Origin of the sequence: Chelativorans petroleitrophicus (genome assembly GCF_025398195.1) — a bacterium.
Classification (GTDB): domain Bacteria; phylum Pseudomonadota; class Alphaproteobacteria; order Rhizobiales; family Rhizobiaceae; genus Chelativorans; species Chelativorans petroleitrophicus.
The window spans coordinates 71,937-96,650 of the sequence record NZ_JAODNV010000019.1 but is presented as its reverse complement, the minus strand read 5'-3'; the positions used below and the strand labels follow the sequence as shown (position 1 = coordinate 96,650).

Sequence of the window (24,714 nt, the reverse complement as noted above, 5' to 3'; positions counted from 1 at the left end):
GGCCGCCGCTCTTTTTTCGTGCCAGACGTATCGGGTGATGTTGTAGGGGAGATTGGCCATGCCGATCTTCATCGTCGCTCTTGCGATGCCGATGGTCTTTACGAACAGGCCCATCCTGGCTTACTGGTAAGCGAAGACGTGCTCTACATGAGCTCGGATCTTTGATCGCCGGCCATTGGCTCTGGCGGTCGCTTCGCTCATCGGGCGCCCCTTCGGCTTCTTCTGATGGGTATCGCTGACAAAGCCGTTCCTGTCGAGCCAGGCCTCATTCTTCCTGGAGCGATAGGCCGTGTCGGCCCATACGGTTGAGCCTGTGTTGGGTCGCCTGACCACGTTGCGGAGCTGCGCACCGTCATGGGCGGCGGCATGCGTGACCGTCCAGCCGCGAATGAAGCTGTGTCGCCGGTCGATCGAGGCATGGTTCTTGTAGCCGAAGATGGGAACGGCGAAGGCTCATTGAAGCCAACCTCATCGCGAAGATCGCTGAGCCGAAGCGAGAACTGGCGCATGGCCGCATGCGTCGTGGTGACATTGTACAGGTTACACATTGCTGAAGGTGCAAATGTGGGGCCGTGCCGTTTTCGCCGCGGGTGACGTCAAGGACGAGGATTACGCCGAAGCCCTGGTAGAGCTCGCCACGAAGGAGTTTGGCGCGCTTGATGGTGCGTTCAACAACGCCGGCATCGTCGGCACAATGCAGACGGTCCCCGACATGAGCGTCGGTAACTGGAATGATGTCATCTCAGTAAACCTGCCGGCCGCGTTCCTGGCTGCGAAAGCCCAGATCCCCGTGATGAGGAAGAAGGGAGGCGGTTCAATCGTCTTCACGTCCTCCTTCGTCGGCTTCGGCAATGGTGGCATGCCCGGAATGGGAGCCTATGCCGCCTCCAAGGCCGGATTGATTGGGCTAGTTCAGTCGCTGGCCTCCGACCATGCTCACGAGGGTATCCGCATCAACGCGTTGTTGCCGGGTGGCACGATTACCCCGGCGGCCGGCGAGGGTAATCCGGATGTGCTGGCATATATCTCCAACCTGTATCCGATGAAGCGAATGGCGAAAGCGAAGAGATTGCGCAAGCGGCAGTCTTCCTACTTTCCGATCGTTCGAGCTTCATGACGGGCAGCCCATTGATTACAGACGGCGGAATGTCCGTTCGGCTAACATAATGGTTACCTATCTCAGCCGCGTGGTTCAATGACCACGCGGCAAGAGGATTCGCAGCGTACCTGATCCTGTGGGAGCGCATCGGCGGGAATTCCGCGTCCCAATTTGTCGCTTTCATCAACGTCCAGGGCAAAGCCGAGCGTCTGCTTCACACCCCGATCGGGCGAGAACGAACCCTCAATTACCGCTCTCGGAGGGAAGTCGTGCGGGCAGGTTGGGGGCCGAAAGCGGACAGTCTGCTATTGATCATTGCTTCGCGGTGAACTGCCGTCTCGATCTCGAAATCTGGGTCGCCGTCGAGTTTGTCGAGAAGCTCTATCAGTCGCTCGATCTCGGCCTCAATCGCGGCACGATCGGGCCAGGACCAATCGCGCGGTAGTTCAGCCCGCCCCCTGCACCAACCTGCCCTGCGGAAATAGCTACCTGTGCGGGCAAGCTCGTCGAGATCGGGCATGGAGTAATTGAGCTTGATGCCGCGGGCGCGGATGGCATCGATGATGGAAAACCAGTCGGACGATTGCGGGCGCTGGAAGCGAATGCCGTAGTAACCGCCCAGAGCTCGCAGCTGCTTCAGCGATCGATTCGGAAATGCGCGCGTGATGCTGACATTTCTCGGCAACAACCCAACGAACGTGCACGCACAGTTGTTCATCGTGACCAACCCGGGGAGTGGCTTCGAAAACTCTACCGATATCTCCGGCAACCGAGAGGGACGAGCAACGATCGCTCGCGGAATGGAGCAGGCTAGGCAGATGATCGCCGGCGCTTAGCTATTGCTTGGCAAATTCTGCCGCGTCTCCTGAAGGCATTGATGAACGTCTCCGAGCGTTCGGTAAGAACCGCTGGTCAAGTCCGAGAACGCGGCGCGCCTTGACCGCCATCATCCTATGGCTTTATCAATCCTAAAACACAAGGCAGGGGAGCTACCCTTCATGAAGGCCGTTCTTGGCTCAGCCGCTGTCTCGCTTGCGATTGCCTCACTGTTTTCGTTTGCTGCGCATGCAGATGGTGGGTTCGACGTCCGTCACTCTCGGCGCCAGGGGCGGCATCGAGGATGGCAACCTGAGTGCCTTCATGGTCGCGCCGGCGGGTGACCCGCGCGCCGTAACCTGTGACGCAGGCTCCTTGGTGAACGGTTTGCGCGTCGCTGACGCCAAGGGCGTGTTTGACGGCGTAAGGGTTCCGGAGGATTCTCCCTACACGCGCATCGGCTATGTGCTGACCGAACAGATCAAGGGCTACCTGATTACACACGCCCATATGGATCACCTGGCCGGATTGGTTATCGCTTCACCCGACGACAGCAACAAGCCGATCTATGCGCTGGCCTCTGTCAACGAGCGTATCCAGCGCAACTATTTCAATTGGGAGGCCTGGCCGAACTTCGGCACGGCGGGGAAGGAGCCGCACCTGAAGAAATACGAGCTTCGAGACCTGCCGGCCGGCGAGAAGACCATGATCGACGGGACCGCGATGCAGGTCACGGCATTTCCGCTGTCTCATTCAGGTGTGGAATCCACGGCCTTCCTGATCGAGAGCGGCGACAATGCCCTACTGTGCTTTGGCGACACAGGTCCGGACACAGTAGAGAAGACGACGCGGATGCGGGATGTGTGGGCAGCGGTTGCGGAGCGCGTGAAGCAGAAGCAGCTGCGCGCAATCATCATCGAGGTGTCCTACACCAATACGCAGCCTGACGGGTTCTTGTTCGGGCACCTGACCCCAAACTACCTGATTGCATCACTGCAGGAACTCGAAGCCATGGCCGGGCCGGGATCATTGACGGACCTGCCGGTCGTGATCAGCCACATCAAATACTCGCTGAAGAAGGGTGAAACACCCCAGGAAACCATACTGCGTGAGTTGCAAGCAGCGAACTCACCGGAGGTCCGTTTCATTGTGCCAGAGCAGGGTCAAGCTTGGCAGTTCTGAACAGCTGTGTTGTGCGCCGGGTTCGGTGCAATTGAGCCGCACCAAATAGCATTCTGACCCGAAAGCGCGAGCTACAGCGGCGATGATGTACCATTGCAAATGCCTTCTAGGCTGTGTGGACGGATTGCCGCATGAAGAGAGGCGAGAATTCCTCTGAGGGGATTTGTCTGATTCATGGAGAGCCGACTGATTTGGAGGTCGGCGATGTCCACGAAGATGACAGAGAAGGATTGGATGGTGGCGCTGGAGGTGTTCCGGGCCTCACTGCCGTGCCGTGGCGACAAGGGTCGCGACGACCGGCTGTTTCTGGAAGCGATGCACTATTTCTCGGTTCACAACATCACCTGGCGGGCGCTGCCGGAGCGGTTCGGCAAATGGAACAGCGTATGGAGACGCTTCGGCCGGTTGAGCAAGGCAGGCGTGTTCGAGACCTTCTTCGACCATCTGGCTTCGCTGTCATCCTCGGCGCATCTGGTCCAGATATTCAGCTCGACCATCGTGCGCGCCCATGTCTCGGCAGCAGAGGCAAACGGGGGCAGAAGGGTCAGGCGCTCGGCCGCTCACGCGGCGGCTTCTCCACCAAGATCCACCTGAAGACCGATTTCGACGGCCACCTGATCGCCTTCGACCTAACCGGCGGTGAGAAGGGCGATGCACCGCATTTCCCGATCCTGCCCGGGCTCGGCCCCGATGTCGATCCGAGGGCGGCCGTTGCCGATAAGGGTTACGCCAGCAAGGCCAACCGACAAGCGGCGCGGTCACGGGGCATCATCCCCGTTATTCCGCGAAAGGCCAACGAAAAGGGCAAGCCGGGCTTCTTCGCAAAGGCCATCTACAAAGGGCGTGCGCGTATCGAGCGGGCGGTCGGAAAGCTCAAGCGCTTCAGCGTCTCGTCCTACGATGCGAGAAGACGAAGCGGGAACTTCGCATCCATCGTCGCACTCGCAGCCGGTTTCACCTTGGTCAAATCCGTCCACATTAAACAAGAGTAAGTCAAATTCAAATCTTTGCCTGCTTCAGAGCGGCCGCGAGGTCTATCACAATTTTGGATTTCTTTCGCATTGGGAACAGCATCAATGTGCGGAAACTTACCGAAGGCTTCATGGGCCGGAGGGTGAGTCCTCTCTCGACAAAGCCTGTCGCCGTGATTGGATCAACGATACCACATCCGACACCGGCCAGTACAAGCGCGCATATCGTCGATGAATATGCCGTTTCGACCACGATCTCAGGTCTTACCCCATGATCGAGAAAGATAGCTTCGGCTTCACGCCGGGTCGTGTCCTCCGGGGACAGCGCAACGAAGGGTACACGATGAAGATGATGGGGGACAATCACGTCCACTGCCGCAAGCGGGTGCCCCGGTGGTATAGCCACTGACGCCGCGATTTCCGCAAAAGGTTCTGCCTCGACACCGCTCACATCGATTTCATCGGCGGTAACGGCAATATCGATCTGATGCGCGGCCACCATGTCGCGAATGGCGGACGATCCCGCAACATGGAGAGAGATAGCGACATGTGGATGTTTCTTGCGAAAGTTCGCGATGGCGTGAGGTATTAGGTTCGTGCTGAAGGCTGAAAGGCAGGCAAGACGGATGTCGCCTGAGCCGTAGTCCCGAATTCGCGCAGCCGCGCTTCTCAGTTTTGCGAGGCCAGCCAGCGAAAGCTGCACCTCTCGAAAGAACAGATGTCCCTCCGCCGTTGGCGTGAGGCGACCCTTTTCCCTATCGAAAAGCCTGAATCCTATCGAGCGCTCCAAGGTCGCAACCGCTTTGCTGACAGCCGGCTGCGAAATGCCCAATGCCTCCGCCGCGCGCGACGTCGTCCCATAGGTCATGACAGCTTGGTAGGCTTCAATCTGACGGATGTCCATGAAGCGCCTCTATAATCGAATGGAATAGAACGCAGCGATCTTCATATTGGACAGAATAGGATCCGGCATGTCAAATTTTGCTTGGTCTGGCGAAGAGGAGCGTGATGCGGAACGAGACCAAGTGCCTTACCATCCCCCCTGTCAGCCTTGAGGGCTACGATAGTCTTACAGTGCCGGTCTATCGTGCCTCCACGATACGCTATCCAGACGCGTCGTCCTTCGCAGCCCGCTTTGAACGCGACACGGACGGATACACCTATGGGCTCTACGGAACGCCGACGCACCGGTATTTGGAATATAAGATCACCGAGTTGGAGGGAGGCGCTCGAACTATACTGGCACCTTCCGGCCAAGCTGCGATCACGAACACCCTTCTGGCTCTCCTGCATGCCGGCGAAACAGTTTTGATCCCCGATACGGTTTACGGGCCGGTCCGGGATTTTGCGCAGAACGAGCTCCGGGCGCTCGGCATCAGGGCCGTGTTCTATGATCCATGCGATCTCAAGGCACTTGCATCGCTTCTCGATGATCAAACCCGATTGGTCTGGGTGGAATCCCCCGGCTCGGTCACCATGGAGGTTCAGGATCTTCCGGCCATTGTGGAGATGGCGCATGCGAAGGGCGCGCTCGTCGGATGCGACAACACCTGGGCCTCCCCCTTGAACTGTAGGCCGCTCGATCTCGGAGCGGACATCGTCGTTGAGGCGCTAAGTAAGCATTTCTGCGGCCATTCGGATGTTCTGATGGGATCCGTGACCCTACGCGACCCAGGCTTGGGTCAAAGGCTGAAAGCCGCATTCGGCCGTATCGGCATCGGGGTTTCTCCGGATGACTGCGTGCTTGTTCTGCGTGGCATTGAGACATTGGCGGTCCGGCTTAAGCGGGCGGCCATGACTGCCCGCGCTATCGCCGACTGGCTGGAGCGGCATCCACTTGTTGAGAAGGTGTACTTTCCAGCCCTTCCGGGCAGTCCCGGCCATGAGATATGGAAGCGCGATTTTGCCGGGTCATGCGGCGTACTGACCTTCTCGTTGGTCAACTCCGTGAATGCTGGGATCATCAAGGCGCTCGATGCACTGAAGCTGATTAGTATCGGAGCGTCCTGGGGCGGCACCAAGAGCCTGATTGCACCGACTTCCCTGAGAGATTTGCGAACGGTGAAACCGTGGATCGGGCCGGATTATCTGCTGCGTCTGAGCATCGGGCTCGAACATCCCGACGACATCCGGGAGGATCTTGAGCTCTTCTTTTCTTCCTTGGAAGCGACTGCAGGAGAACCGAACGCGCGCGATGGCACAGGCAGGATGGTGGAACGGAACAAGCAAACCTTGGCAGAGGAAATGCCACTCAAGTCTAGATCGGAGCTTTCGTGACTGCTCCGGATGTTTGGAAGTCGCCGAGGGGAAGGCGAAGCAACAGGGAGAGAAATCATGCAAACGATCAGCTGGATGACTGCGGTTTCCAAAGCTGCCTTTATGACCGCCCTGGTCCATGCAGGAGTGGCATCCGCGCAAGGGTATGACACCTCCACGGTAGAGGTGAGCGAGGCTTTGGCAGCACGCGTTCCATCCGCCATGCGAGCCGCGGGAGTGCTGGTGGGCGGATCGGACAATGACTACGCACCGTGGGAATATCTTGCTGGTGAAGATGGCCAGACCCCGGAGGGGATCGACATAGATATCGGCAATGCCATCGCGGCAAAGCTTGGCCTAAAGTACGAATCTCGTACCGCCCAGTTCACGACCATCCTGCCATCGCTGGGAACCAATTATGACATCGGCTTATCGGCGTTCTCCATAACCGAAGAGCGAAAACAGGTCGTCAATTTCGTTTCCTATGCCGCAACTGGTAACGAATGGATTGTCAAGGCTGGCAATCCAACTGGATTTGACCCCAGTGATATTTGCGGCCGCCAGATCGCGGTGCAGAGCGGAAGCCGTCACGAGGAGCGGCTGCACTTGATAAATCAGGAATGCATTTCGCGCGGCAAGCCGGAAATGACATTCCTGCCGTTCAAGACGCAGACCGAAGCCGTTACGCGCGTCGCTACGGGCGGTGCCGATGCAACTGTTACAGGCAGTGCTACCGCGCTCTACGCCGCATTCGTCTCAAATGGCGCTCTCGAAACCATGCGCCCGGTGGGTGAACTCCTGGATGTCAGGGGCCTCAATGGTATCGCAATTGCCAAGGACGACATGGAGCTGACACAGCTCATTGCTGACACGCTGAACGAGTTGATCGGGGAAGGCACCTACAAGGCCATACTGGATGCCTGGGGCATGGGTGCCGTTGCCGTCGAGGAAGCCCTCATCAATCCCGTGGAGGAGCATTGATGTGGCGGAGCACAGTGCAGGGCTGAAAATGGGAAGCCGCCTGTCAGCGTCTGAGGCTACGGCGCATGCAATTCCGCGCAACCATGTGGTGCCTAGGCGCTATCCGGGGCGCGTCATCGCCGTTATTGTCATCCTGATCCTCGCGCTGCAGGCTGGCAAGGCGGTAGCGACAAACCCCAATTTCCATTGGGAAGTCTATGCAGAGTACATCTTTTCACCCACGGTTCTGCGTGGCGTAGGCTGGACTCTCCTGCTCACAGTAGTGGCCATGGGTATCGCAATACCCTTGGCCCTAACCCTGGTTGTCATGCGCGAAAGCATCAATCCGATCCTTCGGGGAGCGGCTTGGTGTTGGGTGTGGTTCTTCCGCGGGACGCCGGTCTACACCCAGCTGGCCTTCTGGGGCCTTTTTGCGGTCCTTTTTCCCAGCATCTCCGTTTCGATTCCGTTCGGACCAGAACTTGTCAGCATAGAAAGCCGCTGGATCGTAACACCGGCCGTTGCCGCCATCATTGGCTTGAGCTTCAATGAGAGCGCGTACCTGACGGAAATTTTCAGAGCCGGCTTTCGCGCTATCGATCCAGGTCAGATCGAGGCAGCGCAAGCCATCGGCATGTCCCGGCCAAAGATCTGGACGCGCATCCTCATTCCGCAAGCGATGCGCATCATCATCCCGCCGACAGGCAATGAGACCATCGGAATGCTGAAGATGACGTCGCTGGTGCTGGCGGTGCCGTTCACTCTCGACCTTACCTTTGCCACCAACGCGATTGCCAACCGCACCTACTTGCCGGTCCCGCTCCTGCTGGTGGCGGCCACGTGGTATCTGGTGATTACGTCAGCGCTCATGGTTGGACAGTATTACCTTGAGCGTTACTACGGGCGCGGGCAGGGCCCTGTCCTTGGAAAAGGAGGGCAGCACTGATGGACGGGGCAGCGGTAAATCCGGCCGTCGAAGTGCGGGACGTTCACAAGTTCTATGGCGATTTCCACGCTCTGCGTGGCGTGAATCTAAAAATCGCCAGGGGTGAGGTGTGTGTAGCCATCGGACCATCGGGTTCCGGGAAATCAACGCTCCTGCGCTGCATCAATCAGCTGGAGACAATCTCCGCCGGACGGATCTATTTGAACGGAGAACTACAGGGATACCGGGAAATAAACGGAAAGCTCTATGAACTTTCGCCCAGGCAGATTGCCCAGCAACGGCGGCGCACCGGAATGGTCTTTCAGCGTTTCAATCTGTTCCCGCACATGACAGCACTCGAGAACACCATCGAGGGTCCGGTGCAAGTCAAGCGTCAAATCAAAGCGGAGGCAATAGAGCGGGGAATGGCTCTGCTTGAGCGTGTGGGCATGAGCGGCCTGGAGAAGCGCTACCCCAACCAGCTTTCCGGCGGCCAGCAGCAGCGCGTGGCCATTGCTCGTGCCTTAGCCATGGATCCGGAGGTCATGTTGTTCGATGAACCAACTTCGGCCCTTGATCCCGAATTGGTGGGAGAAGTCCTTGACGTCATCAAAGATCTGGCACGTACCGGAATGACAATGATGCTTGTCACCCACGAAATCGGCTTCGCACGCGAAGTTGCCGATCAACTGGTCTTCATGGACAACGGGATGATCGTTGAAAGCGGCAGCCCTTACGACGTCCTTACCAATCCCCAGGAAGCCCGAACACAGGCGTTCCTTTCGAAGGTCCTCTAGCGGCCCGGAGCATCATGGAACCGATTTCACCAAGACCTGTCATGAGCAGACTGGAAGCGATACTTGCGAAGGTCGATGCTAACATGCCCACGTCAATTGCCGGGTTGAAGCATCTCCTGACGTTCCCTTCCGTTTCCAGTCAGCCAGACTGCAAGGCGGGCATTATCGCATGCGCAAAATGGCTCCAGACACAGTTGGATGATCTAGGCTTCAACGCCGAAGTCGCGGAGACCGAGGGCCACCCCCTTGTCCTTGCACGAACACCATCCCCTGGCGGTGCTCTGAGGGCACTTTTCTATGGGCATTACGATGTACAGCCGGCTGAACCAATCGAAGCTTGGCACTCTCCGCCCTTTCAACCCATGATTAGGGAGGAGGAAGGCCTAACCCGCATTTACGCGCGTGGCGCTTCCGATAGCAAAAGCCAGCTCTGGTCAGTCATTGAAGCCTTTCGCGCTTGGAAGTTTGTTGCGGGCGATCTCCCACTCGAAGCCGTTGTCGTGCTCGAGGGGGAGGAAGAGATTGGCTCGCCGAGCCTGGCGCAGATCGTCGAGCGCTATCGCGATCTTCTGTCCTGTGACGTGGCTTTCATTTGCGATAGTGATATGTGGACATCCACACGTCCGGCCATTACGACGCGTCTTAAGGGCCTTTTCCACGAGAAAGTGACCATTCACGCCCCGAATGGCGATCTTCATTCCGGTCATTTCGGCAATGTGGCGATGAACCCGGTGCGCGTGCTGGCCGGGATTCTTGCCTCGATCCACGATGAGCGGGGGCAGGTAGCAATAGAAGGCTTCTATGAAGGGGTCCGTCCCCTGCCCGCGGCGTTGCGCGAGCAATGGCAATCACTTGATCCCGCGGAAGCCCTGGCGGGGGTTTCGACAGAGGGCGGACCAGAGTGGGACGCGTGCGGGCCTTTTGAACTCATATGGGCACGGCCGAGCATCGACTTAAACGGCATTGTTGGCGGAAATACCGGGCCTGGCGAGCGATCGGTCCTGCCGGGATCGGCCACGGCGCGCCTGTCGTTTCGCCTGGTGGATGGGCAGAGCCCTGAGCAGGTCCGCTCGATTTTCCGCCGCTTTGTGGAGGCCAATCTCCCTCAGGGGGCCCGTGCAGAATTTGAAGGACAAGGCGGAACATCGGCGGTATTGGTCAATGAAAACAGTCCTTACATTGCTGCAGCCGCCCGCGCCCTTGAGGCCGAATGGGGGGAACCTACCCTGCTTAAGGGGTCGGGCGGGACCATACCGATAGTAGAACTCTTGATGAGAGAACTTGCTGTCGTCGACTGCATCGTCACCGGATTTATTCTAGCCGATGATGCCATCCACGCACCGAATGAACGATATGATGCAAATCGACTGCGTAAAGGGATTCGAAGTTGGGTGCGCATCATCGACGAAGTCGGAAAGTTATAGGCGCAAAGCGAAACCGCAAGCGCGCTTGGACTTCGTGATGGCTGTCAAGCGCCTGGAAGCCGCCCAGGTCGCCCCTCAAGTGTGAATGAACGCTGTGTGGTCGCGTGGCGCGGCCTGGCCCAAGGGGCGCTACCCCTCTGGACTCCTGCCGCCCACCCCGTGGCTTGACCCCATAGGGTGGTCCGGTTTCAATCATAGTGCATGATCGGCTTTGGGGCTATTGCCTGGGCAGATGACGGTGCTGCTCCGCTTGCTGGCGCAGGCCAGATGACGGCCTCGGTACAGCCTTGGCGATGAACTCCGGGCCGTTGTCGGAACGGACATGGCCGGGCACACCACACAGGATGAACAGGTCCGACAGGGCGTCGATGACGTCGGTCGAGTTGAGCTTGCGATTGATGCGGATTGCAAGGCATTCCCTGGTGAACTCGTCGATGATGTTGAGCATGCAGAATCTCCTGCCATCGTAGGTCCGACCCTCGACGAAGTCATAGGACCAGACATGGTTAGGGTGGTCGGGCCGCAGCCGGACGCACAATCCGTCCTTCAGCCAGAGGCGACCCCTCTTCGGTTGCTTGTGGGGAACCTTGAGCCCCTCCCGCCGCCAGATCCGTTCGACACGCTTGGCGTTCACCGTCCAGCCCTCGGACCGCAGCATCGCCGCGATCCTGCGGTAGCCGTAGCGCGCCCATATCGGGAAGCAAGCCGGATAATATCGGCCGTCAACGCATCCTCATCGGCTCGGTCGTGCGGCTTCTTGCGCTGCGTCGAGCGGTGTTGGCCCAGTACCTTGCAGGCAAAGCGCTCCGACACGGAGAACTTCGCCACGACATGGTCAACGCAACGGCGGCGGCGAGCGGGGCTCAGAAGTTTTGCATTCGCTGCCCTTCGGGTCCCGAGGCAGCCTCTTTCAAGATCAGCTTCTCGAGTGTCAGGTCCGACACCGCCTTGCGCAGCCGGTCATTCTCTTTCTCAAGCTCTTTCAGGCGCTCTAACTGGTCACCCTTCAGTCCACCGAACTCCTTGCACCACCGGTAATACGTAAACTGCGTCACGCCGATCGAGCGAACCGCTTCTCCGACGGATCGGCCTTGCGACAACAACACGTCGACCTGGCGCAGCTTCACCACGATCTCTTCAGGTCTATGCTTCTTCTGGGGCATTCCAACGTCCTCCTACGGCTCAATAGCCTACTTCAGGGAGGACCACTTTTCAGGGGGCAGACCAGGCTCTCCTGGCACGCGACGCAGGCTTTGAGGGAAAGGGCAAGATCAAGGGTGAATTCTATTAATTGAGATAAAATATCAATCCTTTGCCCCATCCGATAGGATTCATCGGTGCGGTACGTCGAAATGGCATCGCGAATCCTACAACCAGAAGATTGAATCCGTCGCTCCCGACCTTCGAGACATCCAAGATTAGGATTCGTAGGAATCCGGGCAGAAATCTCCGGCGAACAACCGCTCTTGGAGAACATTTGGCGTTATGAGCGTTGCCTCAGGGGGCCGGAACTGGCTCGACTGAAGAGGTGGGGAGTGATCGCGATCTATGCGTCGTAGGACGAACTCAAGAGCCCAATGGACATTCGCGTCAGCCGTACAGTGCCAAGGTGTCCAGATCGTCAGCACTAGGACTACACGGCGTATTTGGTGGCTGCTATCCGAAATAGCGCAGCGTGGGTCTAACCGATGACGGAGACCCCGAGGCGGCGTTACCTATGTCTAGCCCGACGCCCTTGTAATGCGTGAAACCATCGGGGCTCGGCAACCACGCTGGGGCTAAGACTTCTGGCCATCGCATTTCCAGGCAGAGGGGCGGAGCAACACAGTCGGATCAGCGATCCGGCAAGCGGTGGCCCGTTAGTGCTGTTGCGTGGTACTTCGTGGACCGAAACCTGAGATCGTTCTCGCAGGCTTAGCTAGCGCCCTTCTCGAAGTGGCTCACCGGCTCACATCATCGGCGGGAAACGCCCGAGTCGCGTTTCAGGAGAGGGAACGAGCAGCTTGAGCTGGATGCCGCGGCGCGAACACGCCGTGCGCCGCTGTGAAAGAATCTTCGCGCTAGGTTTGGGGCTCGGCTCGGTGAGGCTCGTTACTGGCACCCCCAGCCGAAAGCGCTTCGAGAACGTCTCCCCATCGCTTCAGCTCCTCACATAGCTCGTCAAACCGGTTCGATATTACCTGATTTAGGTCCACCATTTGACCTCTTAGAATCAGCCTCTTAGGCTAACTACGCTAACTGCGGGCGGTTTCTGCTCACCTAGCGGGAATATCCCTTCGGTCAGTGAAATCCGACGGGGAAATAGCGCAGATAGAGTTCCGCAAAGATTCCCTTTGCCTCGATCTCCTGCAGCGCATAGTCAATGGCGGTGACGAGATCGGGCAAGTCATGCCGCACAGCGACAGCTAGCCCTTGGCCCAGATATTCCGGCGCGAAATAAGGCCCGCCCGTAAAGGCACAGCAGTGCCGGCCTTCTTCCCCCGCCAGCCAGAACGAAAGCTGCATGCCGTCGCCGAAAACCGCGTCGATCGTACCGTCGGCCACATCCTCAAGCAGCCGCTCGCGGTCGGAATAGGTCACCGGGCGCATTTGCGGGAAGAAGTCGCGCAGCATGGCTTCATGGGCCGTATCCGCCATGACGCCGATCCGCCGGCCGGCAAGTTGTTCATAAATGGGTTCGGCGAAACCCGCCGACCTTCGGGCCACGAAGCGCGCTGGAAAGCGAAGATAGGGACGCGAAAACAAAAGTGTCACCCGCGTTCGCCTCGTGATTGAAAGGCCGGCAATCAGAGCTTCCCCCTCCCCCTCGTCAAGAGCGGCCTCGAGTTCATCGAAGGGAAGCGCCTGAATTTGGCAGCGGTCGAGAAGATCAAGCTCGATGCAGATGGCGCGCGCCAGATCCAGGTGAAACCCGCTCAGCCGGCCTTGCGCATCGAGAAAGCTGAAAGGAAAGAAATCCGTCGTCGTAAGAAACCGCAGGCGTGCAATCTCAAGTTCGGCCTTTGCGACCCCCTGCCTTTCGTCCCAGTAATCGGGCACGGTCTGCGCCCGGCTGGCGCCACTCGCTACCGCGGCCAGAATGAAGCTTGCCAGGATCGCGGCCAATGGACGCATCGCTCTGATCTCCCCTGAATCAATCCTATAACGCCGCTGCACGAAGCAGGAAACGATTGCAATCGATTTCGTTTGCAACCAGGCATTGACGTCTTCGAGATAGTCTATCAAGATGGGCCGTGGGGTCTGTGAGGATGGGACCCGCCGGTAATTGATTTGGGGGGCTGGCGAATGCCAAGGGGAGCCACTAGCCACCGGCGATTGTTCCGGTGCACAAGTAACTTCGAAATCAGCGGGTATATCCATACCACTTATAGCGGAACATTCCTGTTCGTTCCGACCACTTCCTAAGGCGGTCTATTCTCCGCCGTTTCAGCACCGTATGAAGATCATGTCTCCCAACCCGTTTACAATGGGCGGTGCGGGTGTGTCGAACGCTGCGCGCGATCACTCTCGCAATGCGCCTCAAGCAATGGACAGCCACGGTTACGCTCCGTCCAACGTTACCGATTGGCAGCCTATTCTTACGCAACTCGGAGTGGCCGAGCGGGATGTACATGCCGTGGAGTTGCGAGCCAAGCTGGCCGGCGTGCCGTTTCAGGTCGAGCTGATGGCATCAGGGCTCGTGGAAGAGCGGGAGCTCTTTCGCACGCTTGCTGAACACCTGGGCATCGAATTCATGGCCAAGGTCCGGCCTGAAAGTCTTTTCATGCCGGAGCGCCATTGTATGGAGGCTTTGCGCCGCCCGGGGGGCGTGCTGAAAGCCGTCGCCGCGGATGGGGCGCAAACCGTGCTTTTGATCGCGCCGGACCGGCTGGACATCCCGGCGATGCGACGCTTTCTGCAGCGTCACGACCGTGTGGCGAAGCATATCCGGATGGTGCCGCCGTCGGAACTGCGCAGGGCGGTCCAGCTGCGGGCTCGGGAACCCCTGCTGCGCACCGCCGTAAATGGGCTGTTCGAGGCAATGCCGCACCTTTCGGCCCGTTTCGTCCTCAATGCCTGGCAGGGAGTGGCGCTTGGCGCCTTCACCGTTCTTCTGATCACAGGCCTGCTCATGGCGCCAATGACCTCGCTGCTGGCGCTGCATGGTGCCCTTTCGATACTGTTTCTGGGTTGCGTCACGCTTCGTATGGTCGTCGGCCATAGTGTGCGTGAGACACCTCGGCCGGCGCTCACCAAGGCCGTGCGCACTGAAGAGATGCCGGTCTATACGGTTCTCGTGGCCCTCTACAAGGAGGCCGAGGTCGTGCCGGACCTGCTCGTCGCCTTGGGGAGGCTCGTCTGGCCACGCAGCAAGCTGGAAATCAAGCTGGTCTGCGAGAGCGATGACAAGGAAACGCTCACCGCGATCCGGTCACAGGAGCTGCGCTCCTATATCGACGTCATCGAGGTGCCGCCGGGCGGCCCGCGCACCAAGCCCAAGGCATTATCCTACGCGCTGCCCATGTCGACCGGAGAATTCCTCGTGCTCTATGACGCGGAGGACAGACCCCATCCCTTTCAGCTCGTGGAAGCGTGGGAGCGGTTCCGCGAAGGTGACGAGAAGCTGGCCTGCCTGCAGGCGCCGCTTGTCATCTCAAATAGGCACGAGAGCTGGATCTCGGCGATGTTCGGCTTCGAGTATTCAGCTCTGTTTAAAGGCATACTGCCTTGGCTCGCCCGCCGCCACCTTGTCTTGCCGCTCGGCGGCACGTCCAACCATTTCCGCCGCGCGGTGCTGGAGGAAGTCGGAGGCTGGGATCCGTGCAACGTGACCGAGGACGCCGATCTGGGCCTCAGGCTTGCGCGGCTCGGCTACCGCACCGGCACCATCGACTATCCGACCTATGAGGATGCGCCGACCTCGGCCCGGATATGGCTGCCGCAGCGCACACGGTGGTTCAAGGGTTGGGCTCAAACCTGGCTCGTCCACATGCGCAACGCGCGGCAGCTTTATCGCGATCTCGGGCTCGCCTCATTTGTGGTGACCCAGGTTTTGACCGCCGGAATGCTGATCTCGGCGCTTGCCTATTCGGTTTTCGGCCTGACGATCCTCTGGGTCATCGCACGGCTTCTTTTGGGGTATCTCCCCACTCCGCCCAATCTGGCACTCCTCCTGCTCGATATGGTCAACATTGTGTTCGGCCACGGAGCTTTTCTGGCGCTGGGCTGGTGCACATTGCCCGCGACAGAGCGGCGGGGTCTCTGGAAGCTCGTGCTTTGGACGCCGGCCTACTGGATGCTGTTGTCGGCAGCGGCCTGGCGCGCGCTCTGGCAGCTTTACCGCTGCCCGCATGCTTGGGAAAAGACGCCGCACCGGCCGAGCAGGCCGATTAAAAAGACGGTTGCTGATACGCAGCTACGCACACAGCCGTCCGCGCGCCCGTCTCCGCTCTCCCGGATGGCGTAGACGCGCCTTCCGCGCCCGGAGATCCGTGCGTGCATCAGCTGTTCGCGCCGGAAGGCGCGGCCTGCCCGGCGGGCGTCCGGGTGCCGTAGCGCATGATCTCGAAGCGGGCCGAAAGCGCGTCATAAAGCAGTAGCCGTCCGACCAGTGGCTCGCCCACGCCGGTAATCAGCTTGATGACCTCCATCGCCTGCAGGCTGCCCATGACACCGGTCAGCGCGCCGACAATGCCCGCCTCCGCACAAGTTGGAACGACTCCCGACGGAGGAGCCTCGGGGAACAGGTCGCGATAGGACGGGAGCGGCGCGCCCGTCGGCCCAAGCTCATACGGCTTCAGCACCGTCAGTGATCCGTCGAAGCGGCCCACCGCCGCCGTCACGAGCGGAACTTTCTGTTCCGCGCAGGCATCGGCCAATACGTATCGCGTTGCGAAATTGTCCGAGCCATCGACGACGATATCGTATCGCGCGATAAGCGGCCCGGCGTTTCCGGCATCGAGGCGCAGAATATGCATCTCGACCGTCACATGCGGGTTGAGCCGGCGGATTGCCTCCCGGGCGCTCTCGGCTTTCATCATTCCTACCGCATCCGTGGCATGGATCACCTGTCGCTGGAGATTGGACAGGCTCACCACATCGTCATCGACGATGCCGAGCGTGCCGACACCGGCAGCGGCAAGATAGTGCAGCACCGGCGCGCCGAGCCCGCCAGCCCCCAGCACCAGCACCCGCGCGCGCTTCAGCTTCTGCTGGCCCGCGCCGCCAATCTCCGGCAGTACGATGTGGCGCGCATAGCGCTCCAGCTCTTCATCGGACAGGATGGTCTCATTCATGTCGGGACCTTACTGTGCGTCAGGCCGCTTGTCAGCGGGGCTGCTTACACCCTGCTCTGCGGGTTCTAAAAGGTGGGCGTTCTTCAGCCATCATATGGGCGCGGCATCCCATTGGCCTGCTCGACGTGATGAGGCAGAATGCGCCGCCGGGGCCGCATTTCCTTGGCCGGAATACTAGAATACTAGCTTTGCGATGGCACTCCTGCTACACGATCCTGAAATCGTTGGTGCCGGCCGGAAAGCGGCAAAAGCGGCCGGACGTAGATGCGGAAGGGAGAGCGATGAGGCAGACATGGCGCTGGTTCGGCCCTCAGGACCTTGTCTCAATCGATGACATCCGGCAGGCAGGCGCGGAAGGCGTGGTCTCCGCGCTTCATCATGTGCCGAGCGGAGCCGTCTGGACGCCTGAGGAAATCGAGAAGCGGCAGCGCGAGGTGGCAACCGCAGCCAATGGCCAGCCCTCCGGCCTGGCCTGGGAGGTGGTCGAAAGCCTGCCGGTTTCCGAGGACATCAAGAAGCAGAAAAACGACTGGCGGGAGCACATCGCCAACTATCGCACCAGCCTGAGGAATCTCGCTGCGGCAGGCATCAAAGTGGTCTGCTACAATTTCATGCCGGTGCTCGACTGGACACGGACCGATCTTGCCTGGCGGCTGCCGCATGGCGGCACCTGCATGCGCTTTGATCTTGTCGATTTCGCTGCCTTCGACATCGGCATCCTGAAACGTCCGGGTGCGAGCGAGGATTTCCCGCCGGAGATCGTCGAGGAGGCGAACCGCCGCCTCGCGGAAATGGATGCCACGCGGAAGAACGAGCTCGCTCGCAACATCGCCTTCGGTCTGCCGGGCGCGGCCGAACATCTCACCATGGACGATCTGCGGGCGCATCTGGAAGAATATGGCGCCACTTCGCCCGAGCAGCTGCGTAATCATTTCATCGCTTTTCTTGAAGAGGTGGTGCCGACCGCGGAGGAAGTTGGCATCCGGCTGTGCTGCCACCCCGATGACCCGCCGTTCCAGCTCCTTGGGCTGCCCCGCATCATGTCCACCGAAGCCGACTATGCGACAATCATGAATGCGGTTGATTCGCCTGCCAATGGCATCACGCTTTGCTCCGGCTCGCTCGGGGCCCGACCCGACAATGATCTGCCTGGCATGATGCGCAGATTGGGAAGCCGCGTGCATTTCCTGCATCTGCGAAATGTCAAGCGCGAAACGGCGAACATTGCGGGCTCGTTCTACGAGGCGGAGCATCTCGGCGGCGATACGGACATGGTGGCGCTGATTGCGGAGATCCTTAAGGAAGAGGAGCGGCGCAGGGCTGCCGGCAGGGAAGACCATTCCATTCCCATGCGGCCGGACCATGGGCAGGACATTCTGGATGATCTCAAACGCAAGGCGCAGCCTGGCTATCCGGCTGTCGGGCGGCTGAGGGGGCTTGCGGAGCTGCGCGGCATCATTACAGCGCTCTCCCATCCTGAATACGGTTTGGCGGAATGAGCGAACGTCTAGCTCTGAGCAAGCTTACGGGTCTTCCCCGAACGGTTGCCTGCCCGGGCTATGATCCAGCAGCCCACGGCTCAGGCATCGTGCATATCGGCGTCGGCGCTTTCCATCGAGCGCATCAGGCGGTCTACACCGACTCGGCCCTTGCCCGTAAGGGCGGCGACTGGCGCATCGACGGGATAAGCCTGCGCAGCACGGACATCGCCGATGCACTCAATCCGCAGGACGGTCTCTACACGCTTATCATACGCGGCGAGGAAGGGATCTCGGCCCGCGTCGTCGGCAGCATCCGCCGGGTGATCGCCGCCGCGCGCGAGCCGGATGCGGCTCTTGCGGCACTTGCCGCGCCGGAAACGCGCATCGCCAGCATGACGGTAACCGAAAAGGCCTATGGCATTGACCGGGCGCGCGGCGCTGTCGATACGGGTCACCCGGCAATCGCCGCCGATCTTGCTAACCCCCGCGCGCCTGCGGGCGTGATCGGCATGCTGGTCGAAGGCTTAAGGCTTCGACGCGAGAGAGGCCTTGCGCCTTACACCGTGCTTTGCTGCGACAATCTGCCGGATAATGGCAGCCTCGTACGCGCGGGCGTGCTCAACTTCGCCCGGCGGGTCGATCCTGCTTTGGCGGGCTGGATCGAGAACAATGTCGCCTTCCCCGCCACGATGGTAGACCGCATCACGCCTGCAGCCACGGAGGCCACGCTGGCCGAGGCGGAGCGGCTCACGGGCTTTGCCGATCTTGCGGCGATAGAAACCGAGCCGTTTACGCAGTGGGTGATCGAGGATCATTTCACTGCCGGGCGCCCCGCCTGGGAGGCGGATGGGGCGATCTTCGTGGAGGATGTCGCCCCCTACGAGGCCATGAAGCTCAGAATGCTCAATGGCACGCACTCGATGCTCGCCTATGCAGGCTTTCTCTCGGCGCACAAATACGTGCGGGATGTGATGGCCGATGCCGCCCTCGCCCGGCTCGTGCGCCGCTACATGCAGGCGGCCGCGGCCACGCTCAGCCCTCTGCCCGGCATTGATTTTACTGACTATGCCAACGCGCTTGCCAAGCGCTTTGCCAACCCGGCCATTGCGCACGAAACCTATCAGATAGCTATGGACGGCACGGAGAAGCTTCCCCAGCGCATCTTGGGCGCGGCAAGTCATGCGCTCGAGAACGGGCAGGATATCCGCCCCTTCGCCTTCGCTGTCGCCGCCTGGATGCGTTACGCCCTGGGTCGCACCGACGATGGCGCTCCCTACACCTTGCGCGACCCGCGTGAGGAGGTCATTCGCGGGGCGCTAGCTGGCGCGAACGATGCCGGCGACATTGCCCGCGCTCTCTTCGCACTGCCAGGTGTTTTCCCCGAAAGGCTCACGGGTGACGAGCGCTGGACCAGCCTTGTCACGGAGATCCTCGCAACGATGCTCCACAAGGGCATGGCAGGCGCCGTAAAGGAAGAGGCTGAGCGGCAATCGCGATAAACTCCGGACCAAAGGCAGCTTCGTGGTCGTGCAGGCGGAGATCATTATCCTGTGTCGGCGGGGCGGATTGCATCCGCGATGGCACGCAAGCGGTCCAGCTGCTTACCAATGTCGGATTGACGGTCCTTAACGGCCTGGTGCGCGCAGTTGCGCGGGCGTGACGTGTCTGTAACGCTGCATGGTTGAGGTGAGGTGGCTCTGGCTTGAAAAGCCGCTCATATAGGCCACCTCGGAGATGGTCATGCTCGTCTCCCAAAGCAGCTTTTCCGCCGCGTCAAGCCGCCGGTTGAGAAGATATTTGTGCGGGGGCTCGCCGAAGGTCTTTGTGAAAGCCTGAAGGAAATGCCCCGGCGAAAGATCGCAGACCTCGGCGAGGTCCGCCACGGAAAGCTTCCGGGCGAAGTTATTCTCCAGAAAATCACGGACCCTGCGCGCGCTGTACTCGGAAAGCCCGCCCTTCACCCGGGTGGGCCGCACGCGTGAGTCGGCATATTTGCGCAGCAGATGAAGACCGAAAATGGTGATTACCGAATCAATCAGAAGCTCGTTGGCACGGTCGCTCCGAGCCACTTCGTCACGGAGCATCTGCGCAAGTGACAGCGCAGTCGGATCGACGGTGCCGAATGGCACGGTTCGAAGCTCGGCCGCGCCCATGTCAAATTCCTGCTCGGCCAGGGAAAGCATGCTCTCGCGGCGGATCCCCACCACCAGATTCTCTCGTGTAGATGACCAGATGGTCCGGCTTTCCACATTGGCGGGGTTGATGACCAGCATGCCCAGCGGTGCATCGAAGGTCTCGAGCTTATCGCTTGCAAAGGCCGCGGAAATTTTTGGCGAGGGCGCAAGCATTATCGCCGCAAAGTGATTCTCGGAAAGGAAGTTTTGTGATCCCGGCGGGCGAATCGAGTGAACTACCCCGCCTCCGAACGTCGCCTTCCGCGGGCCCGCGCTCGCGGGAATCACATTCAATATTTCCACGTTTGTCGATCGACCGGCCCCCATGAACCGTCGATGCGCACTCCCGCCCGTACCTGTTAGCATCGGTGGCCGCCACCCCGAATTATTACCCAGTACATTCCGTCATTTCAGCGGCAACTGCACCCCCTCCCCCTCCCGTACTCGGAGCAATCAGACTACGTCTTCAACCACCAACCATGAAGGCGCCTGTCCTTTACGAAGGTTGCACTGCCGAGAGGTTACGCTTTCCCTGTAAGGGAAAGCAGGTGCGACACATTTGCATAGCTCTTTTGCAAGTTGGCTCTTTAAACCGCGCGCAGGGTCCCCTATCTACGGCGCAAGTCCTCGACGGGGTCTCCTCCTCCCGCCTCGTCGAGATGCGGTCAGCTTTCCTCCTCCTAGTGCTGACCGACTTCAAAAGCACCCGCCGGCATCCTCCCCCGGCGGGTGCTTTTTATATCAACGAGCGCGCAATCCGATCATGATCCCCCCGAAGCCTGACCGCCGTCAGCCTGCCTTGAGCAGCATGTCCGGTTCGGCCTCCCTGATCGGAACCTTGAAATGGACGCGATTGCGGCCGGCACGCTTGGCCGCATACAGGCAGCGGTCCGCCTGATCGAAAACGGCGGCCGCCGTATCCAGCCCGTTGCCCAACATGGCGCCGCCGATGCTTACGCTCAGCCGGTGCACTCCGGGTTCGGCATAATGCCAGGCGATATCCTGGACACTTTGCCGGATCCGCTCCGCCATTTCGGCTGCCTGGGTGAGGCTGACATCTTCCAGCAGCACGGCAAATTCCTCGCCTCCGATGCGGCCGACCGCATCCTGCCGGCGCACTGAGGAGCGAATCGCACGCGCGATCTGCACGAGGGCATCATCGCCTTTAAGATGGCCGAATCGGTCGTTGATCTGCTTGAAATGATCGGCGTCGATAAGCAGCAGGACGGCACGGGTGCCATCGCGCAGCGCCTGCTCCAGATACTCCGTGAAGCGTTCGCGATTAAGCAGGCCGGTCATGCGATCGTGACCGGCAGTGTGGGTCACGATTTCATGTGCGAGCTCGAGCTGGCGGCAGGCCTCCCGCATTTTCTCGTTCATGAAGACGAGATTGCGGTTTGCCTCCTTCAGCCGCTCCATCTGGTCGAACAACCAGGTTAGGATCGGAACGCCCACCATCAACGGGATTACGAAACACTCAAATAGATCCACGGAAGTGTGAGGTGCGCCGGTGAACAGGCGCGTTATGAAGGAGGCGGCGTAAGTGGCCGCGATGGCCAGCGCCGTTACCGCCGAAACCCTGGAAACAATGGTCCGAATCCGCCCTTTCATGGCTGCGGTATATCCGGCCGCGGCGAAGGAACATTTTACAAGCTCCGCCGCATTTTAACGATCGAGGCCGCACCCCGGCCCGTGGTGAAGCAAACCGCTGCCCTCCTAGGCATGCAGCGTATCCGCCGGAAGCATGAAGCCGGCATTTATCAAGGCATGCTGAAACGGCGTTCGGCCGGGAACATCTTTCCCGCGCCCGCGTTGGGGCCGGCAAAACGAAGCTCTCATCGAGGGAGCGTTCCATGTATCGCAGACACGTCCGCCGGTCGAACGGCCGGGCACTTGCAGCGGGTGTGCTGGGCGTCGTTGCCGGTGCAGCCGTTCTCTTCGCCGCGCGCAACATGATGCGCGGCCACCGCCGCATCATTGAGCCTGAAGACGCGCCGCGAAGAACCTGGCGCAGAAAAGGGCGCTGGCGTGAAGGTATCTTCGCCGGCCGCACCATTACGGTCAACCGCCCGCGTGAGGAGGTTTATGCGCGCTGGCGCGATTTCGCCATTTTTCCCAATTTCATGGAGAACGTCCGCTCCGTCACCCCGCTCGACCAGACACGCTCGCGCTGGGTGGTCGAGGGACCGGCGGGCAGTACGGTCGAATTCGAGACGAAGATTGTGGAAGACCGCCCCAACGAGCTTATCGCATGGGAATCGGACGAGAACGCGCAGGTCCGCAACAGCGGCCGGGTCTCATTCCGCGATGCGCCCGGCGGACGCGGCACCGAAATTGAGGCGGTGATCGCCTACGATCCGTCCGGCGGAGCGGTGGGCCGCATGACGGCAAAGCTGTTCCAGCGGGGGCCGGGCGTTCAGACCCGGCGCGAATTGCGCCGGTTCAAACAGCTCATGGAGACCGGCGAGATCGCCACCGCCGCATCTCGCCCCGCCGCGTCGCACGGCTGAGGGGTGCGCTATGCGTGCGCTTACCTGGCACGGAAAGCACGACGTCCGGGTCGAAACGGTCCCGGATCCGCAGATCGTAAATCCTCGCGATGCCATCATCAAGGTGACGTCTACCGCCATTTGCGGTTCGGACCTGCACCTCTATGACGGTGTAATCCCCACCATGCGGCCCGGCGACATCCTGGGCCACGAATTCATGGGCGAGGTGGTGGATGTCGGCAGAGGCAACACCAGGCTCAAGAGGGGCGATCGCGTCGTCGTCCCCTTCGTGATCGCCTGCGGAAACTGCTTCTTTTGCAGACGCCAGCAATTCGCCGCCTGCGACAATTCCAACCCGGCTTACAAGGCCGACATCTCGCAGATGCTCTATGGCCACCATATGTGCGGCTTCTTCGGCTACTCGCATCTGACCGGCGGCTATGCCGGTGGGCAGGCCGAATATGTGCGCGTGCCTTTTTCCGACGTCGGCCCGATCGTCATCGATGACGGGATGGAGGACGACAGGGTGCTCTTCCTGTCGGACATTCTGCCCACGGGCTGGATGGCGGCGGAAAATTGCGAGATCGAGGAAGGCGACACGGTGGCCGTATGGGGCTGCGGACCTGTCGGACTCTTTGCGATCCAGAGCGCGCTCATCATGGGCGCGGCGCAGGTGATCGCCATCGATCACTACCCCCACCGGCTGGAGCTCGCCCGGAAGCTCGGCGCCAAGACCGTCAACTACCGCAACACCCGCGTCTACGAGGCGCTGATGGAGATGACGGGCGGGATCGGTCCCGACGCGGTGATCGACGCAGTCGGTCTCGAAAGTCACGGCTTCGCGCCGGACAATCTTTACGATTACGCCAAGCAGTCGCTCAGGCTCGAGACGGACCGCTCGCATGTATTGCGCGAGGCGCTCTATGCCTGCCGCAAAGGTGGGCGCGTGTCCGTGCCGGGTGTCTATGGCGGCTTTGTCGACAAATTCCCGGTCGGCGCCTTCATGCAGAAGGGCCTGACGATGCGCACCGGGCAGACGCACGTGCAGAAATACCTGTCTGGATTGCTCGAAATGATCCGCGACAATCGGATCAACACCACCTTCCTCATCAGCCACCGCATGCCACTTGAGAAGGGCCCTGATGCCTACCGTAAATTCGCTTTCGAGCAGAACGAGACCACCAAAGTCGTGCTCAAGCCGGGCATGGAGGCACGCAATGGCTGACCGGTCAGGCTTGCCGCCTGCGGCGTTGGCAGGAAGTCGAATGGCGCGGCTGCGCGGATGGCTGGCGAAGGCGCGCAACCACGTGAAATGAAAGGAGGTATGTCATGTGGAACTTACGCAGAAACCTGCCTTGGAACCGGCGCGAGGAGGAAAGCGGACGCAATCCACTGATGAGCCTGCAGCAGGAGATCGACGACATCTTCACCAATTTCTGGCGGCGCAGCCCCCGCATGCCCAACCTGTTTACGGGCACGGAGCCCAGCACCGATGTCTCCGAGACGGACGACGAGGTCGAGGTGTCCATCGAGCTTCCGGGCATGGACGAGAAGGACATCGAGGTGAACATCAGCGACGAGATGCTCACCGTGCGCGGTGAAAAGAAGGCCGAGAGGGAGGAAAAGAAGAAGGACTATTATCTTTCGGAGCGCACCTACGGAAGCTTCCACCGCGCGGTACCGCTGCCTCCAGGCATCAACACCGACAAGGCGGAGGCGACCTTCAAGAAAGGAGTGCTGACCATCCGGCTGCCCAAGACCGAAGAGGCGAAATCGCGCATGCGGCGCATCGAGGTGAAAAAGGGCTGACCCGAAACGCCAGCTCCCGCCAGGATGCCATTGTCTCCGTGGCAGCCCGCGCCTAT

Annotated in this window: 19 protein-coding genes and 3 pseudogenes; 14 read left to right on the top strand and 8 right to left on the bottom strand. The window is 60.2% G+C overall.

Annotated features, from left to right (window positions below; translation table 11 throughout):
- Positions 1-447, bottom strand: a pseudogene (locus NYR54_RS16405) (transposase); the annotation flags it as partial.
- Positions 448-568: 121 nt separating this feature from the next.
- Here NYR54_RS16405 and NYR54_RS16400 point away from each other — a divergent pair.
- A pseudogene (locus NYR54_RS16400) lies at positions 569-1,167 on the top strand (SDR family oxidoreductase); the annotation flags it as partial.
- 179 nt (positions 1,168-1,346) lie between these two features.
- Here NYR54_RS16400 and NYR54_RS16395 read toward each other — a convergent pair.
- A complete protein-coding gene (locus NYR54_RS16395; protein ID WP_261516799.1) occupies positions 1,347-1,817 on the bottom strand; it encodes a hypothetical protein in 471 nt (156 codons plus the stop codon).
- 293 nt (positions 1,818-2,110) lie between these two features.
- Here NYR54_RS16395 and NYR54_RS16390 point away from each other — a divergent pair, with 293 nt between their 5' ends.
- Both NYR54_RS16390 and NYR54_RS16385 read left to right on the top strand, forming a co-directional pair.
- A complete protein-coding gene (locus tag NYR54_RS16390; protein WP_261516789.1) occupies positions 2,111-3,097 on the top strand; it encodes an MBL fold metallo-hydrolase in 987 nt (328 codons plus the stop codon).
- A gap of 131 nt (positions 3,098-3,228) precedes the next feature.
- The gene (locus NYR54_RS16385; protein WP_261516788.1) at positions 3,229-4,089 is read left to right on the top strand and encodes a transposase; all 861 of its coding nucleotides are present in this window, start codon (positions 3,229-3,231) and stop codon (positions 4,087-4,089) included.
- A 7-nt stretch (positions 4,090-4,096) separates the two neighbouring features.
- Here the strand turns inward: NYR54_RS16385 and NYR54_RS16380 are convergent, their stop codons facing one another.
- Positions 4,097-4,972, bottom strand: a complete 876-nt coding sequence (locus NYR54_RS16380) for a LysR substrate-binding domain-containing protein (RefSeq protein ID WP_261516787.1) — start codon at positions 4,970-4,972, stop codon at positions 4,097-4,099.
- A gap of 104 nt (positions 4,973-5,076) precedes the next feature.
- Between NYR54_RS16380 and NYR54_RS16375 the strand changes: the two genes are divergently transcribed.
- Genes NYR54_RS16375 through NYR54_RS16355 form a run of 5 tightly spaced genes read left to right on the top strand, consistent with a single transcriptional unit; the run spans position 5,077 to position 10,430 of the window.
- Positions 5,077-6,345: a trans-sulfuration enzyme family protein gene (locus tag NYR54_RS16375; protein ID WP_261516786.1), complete on the top strand. Its 1,269-nt coding sequence runs from the start codon at positions 5,077-5,079 to the stop codon at positions 6,343-6,345.
- Positions 6,346-6,402: 57 nt separating this feature from the next.
- Complete coding sequence (locus NYR54_RS16370) at positions 6,403-7,305, top strand: ABC transporter substrate-binding protein (RefSeq protein ID WP_261516785.1); 903 nt, start codon at positions 6,403-6,405, stop codon at positions 7,303-7,305.
- Between the two features lies 1 nt (position 7,306).
- Entirely contained in the window at positions 7,307-8,230 is a 924-nt protein-coding gene (locus tag NYR54_RS16365; protein WP_261516784.1) for an amino acid ABC transporter permease, read from the top strand.
- Positions 8,230-9,006 (top strand): amino acid ABC transporter ATP-binding protein, encoded by a 777-nt coding sequence (locus NYR54_RS16360; protein ID WP_261516783.1) that lies wholly within the window; start codon positions 8,230-8,232, stop codon positions 9,004-9,006. The genes NYR54_RS16365 and NYR54_RS16360 overlap by 1 nt, the downstream gene beginning before the upstream one ends.
- 41 nt (positions 9,007-9,047) lie before the next feature.
- Complete coding sequence (locus NYR54_RS16355; RefSeq protein WP_261516782.1) at positions 9,048-10,430, top strand: M20/M25/M40 family metallo-hydrolase; 1,383 nt, start codon at positions 9,048-9,050, stop codon at positions 10,428-10,430.
- Positions 10,431-10,710: 280 nt separating this feature from the next.
- Here the strand turns inward: NYR54_RS16355 and NYR54_RS16350 are convergent.
- A pseudogene (locus NYR54_RS16350) lies at positions 10,711-11,593 on the bottom strand (IS3 family transposase); the annotation flags it as partial.
- A gap of 1,117 nt (positions 11,594-12,710) precedes the next feature.
- Positions 12,711-13,544, bottom strand: a complete 834-nt coding sequence (locus NYR54_RS16345; protein WP_261516781.1) for a transporter substrate-binding domain-containing protein — start codon at positions 13,542-13,544, stop codon at positions 12,711-12,713.
- Positions 13,545-14,046: 502 nt separating this feature from the next.
- Here NYR54_RS16345 and NYR54_RS16340 point away from each other — a divergent pair.
- On the top strand, positions 14,047-15,876 hold the full coding sequence (locus NYR54_RS16340; RefSeq protein ID WP_261516779.1) for a glycosyltransferase family 2 protein: 1,830 nt from the start codon (positions 14,047-14,049) through the stop codon (positions 15,874-15,876).
- Between the two features lie 34 nt (positions 15,877-15,910).
- Here NYR54_RS16340 and NYR54_RS16335 read toward each other — a convergent pair whose 3' ends face one another.
- Positions 15,911-16,705, bottom strand: a complete 795-nt coding sequence (locus tag NYR54_RS16335) for a molybdopterin-synthase adenylyltransferase MoeB (RefSeq protein WP_261516777.1) — start codon at positions 16,703-16,705, stop codon at positions 15,911-15,913.
- 281 nt (positions 16,706-16,986) lie between these two features.
- Between NYR54_RS16335 and uxuA the strand changes: the two genes are divergently transcribed.
- Both uxuA and NYR54_RS16325 read left to right on the top strand, forming a co-directional pair.
- Positions 16,987-18,204, top strand: a complete 1,218-nt coding sequence (gene uxuA, locus NYR54_RS16330) for a mannonate dehydratase (protein ID WP_261516776.1) — start codon at positions 16,987-16,989, stop codon at positions 18,202-18,204.
- Positions 18,201-19,685, top strand: a complete 1,485-nt coding sequence (locus NYR54_RS16325) for a mannitol dehydrogenase family protein (RefSeq protein WP_261516775.1) — start codon at positions 18,201-18,203, stop codon at positions 19,683-19,685. Before uxuA ends, NYR54_RS16325 begins: the two co-directional genes overlap by 4 nt.
- Before the next feature lie 126 nt (positions 19,686-19,811).
- Here NYR54_RS16325 and NYR54_RS16320 read toward each other — a convergent pair whose 3' ends face one another.
- On the bottom strand, positions 19,812-20,534 hold the full coding sequence (locus NYR54_RS16320; protein WP_261516774.1) for a helix-turn-helix domain-containing protein: 723 nt from the start codon (positions 20,532-20,534) through the stop codon (positions 19,812-19,814).
- 615 nt (positions 20,535-21,149) lie between these two features.
- On the bottom strand, positions 21,150-21,971 hold the full coding sequence (locus NYR54_RS16315; RefSeq protein ID WP_261516773.1) for a GGDEF domain-containing protein: 822 nt from the start codon (positions 21,969-21,971) through the stop codon (positions 21,150-21,152).
- Positions 21,972-22,213: 242 nt separating this feature from the next.
- On the opposite strand from NYR54_RS16315, the gene NYR54_RS16310 reads away from it, so the two are divergent.
- From NYR54_RS16310 to NYR54_RS16300, 3 genes are all read left to right on the top strand, one after another.
- Positions 22,214-22,870: an SRPBCC family protein gene (locus NYR54_RS16310; protein WP_261516772.1), complete on the top strand. Its 657-nt coding sequence runs from the start codon at positions 22,214-22,216 to the stop codon at positions 22,868-22,870.
- A 10-nt stretch (positions 22,871-22,880) separates the two neighbouring features.
- Positions 22,881-24,074 (top strand): zinc-dependent alcohol dehydrogenase, encoded by a 1,194-nt coding sequence (locus NYR54_RS16305; RefSeq protein WP_261516771.1) that lies wholly within the window; start codon positions 22,881-22,883, stop codon positions 24,072-24,074.
- Positions 24,075-24,178: 104 nt separating this feature from the next.
- On the top strand, positions 24,179-24,658 hold the full coding sequence (locus tag NYR54_RS16300) for an Hsp20/alpha crystallin family protein (protein ID WP_261516770.1): 480 nt from the start codon (positions 24,179-24,181) through the stop codon (positions 24,656-24,658).
- Positions 24,659-24,714: the final 56 nt, after the last annotated feature.

Bases quoted from the DNA above. Each gene is read 5' to 3' on its own strand.
- NYR54_RS16345 (WP_261516781.1), bottom strand. From the start codon at position 13,544: ATGCGTCCATTGGCCGCGATCCTGGCAAGCTTCATTCTGGCCGCGGTA.
- NYR54_RS16315 (WP_261516773.1), bottom strand. From the start codon at position 21,971: ATGAAAGGGCGGATTCGGACCATTGTTTCCAGGGTTTCGGCGGTAACG.
- NYR54_RS16305 (WP_261516771.1), top strand. From the start codon at position 22,881: ATGCGTGCGCTTACCTGGCACGGAAAGCACGACGTCCGGGTCGAAACG.
- NYR54_RS16300 (WP_261516770.1), top strand. From the start codon at position 24,179: ATGTGGAACTTACGCAGAAACCTGCCTTGGAACCGGCGCGAGGAGGAA.
- NYR54_RS16380 (WP_261516787.1), bottom strand. From the start codon at position 4,972: ATGGACATCCGTCAGATTGAAGCCTACCAAGCTGTCATGACCTATGGG.
- NYR54_RS16320 (WP_261516774.1), bottom strand. From the start codon at position 20,534: ATGCTTGCGCCCTCGCCAAAAATTTCCGCGGCCTTTGCAAGCGATAAG.
- uxuA (WP_261516776.1), top strand. From the start codon at position 16,987: ATGAGGCAGACATGGCGCTGGTTCGGCCCTCAGGACCTTGTCTCAATC.
- NYR54_RS16385 (WP_261516788.1), top strand. From the start codon at position 3,229: ATGAAGAGAGGCGAGAATTCCTCTGAGGGGATTTGTCTGATTCATGGA.
- NYR54_RS16355 (WP_261516782.1), top strand. From the start codon at position 9,048: ATGAGCAGACTGGAAGCGATACTTGCGAAGGTCGATGCTAACATGCCC.
- NYR54_RS16375 (WP_261516786.1), top strand. From the start codon at position 5,077: ATGCGGAACGAGACCAAGTGCCTTACCATCCCCCCTGTCAGCCTTGAG.
- NYR54_RS16335 (WP_261516777.1), bottom strand. From the start codon at position 16,705: ATGAATGAGACCATCCTGTCCGATGAAGAGCTGGAGCGCTATGCGCGC.
- NYR54_RS16360 (WP_261516783.1), top strand. From the start codon at position 8,230: ATGGACGGGGCAGCGGTAAATCCGGCCGTCGAAGTGCGGGACGTTCAC.
- NYR54_RS16310 (WP_261516772.1), top strand. From the start codon at position 22,214: ATGTATCGCAGACACGTCCGCCGGTCGAACGGCCGGGCACTTGCAGCG.
- NYR54_RS16395 (WP_261516799.1), bottom strand. From the start codon at position 1,817: ATGAACAACTGTGCGTGCACGTTCGTTGGGTTGTTGCCGAGAAATGTC.
- NYR54_RS16370 (WP_261516785.1), top strand. From the start codon at position 6,403: ATGCAAACGATCAGCTGGATGACTGCGGTTTCCAAAGCTGCCTTTATG.
- NYR54_RS16325 (WP_261516775.1), top strand. From the start codon at position 18,201: ATGAGCGAACGTCTAGCTCTGAGCAAGCTTACGGGTCTTCCCCGAACG.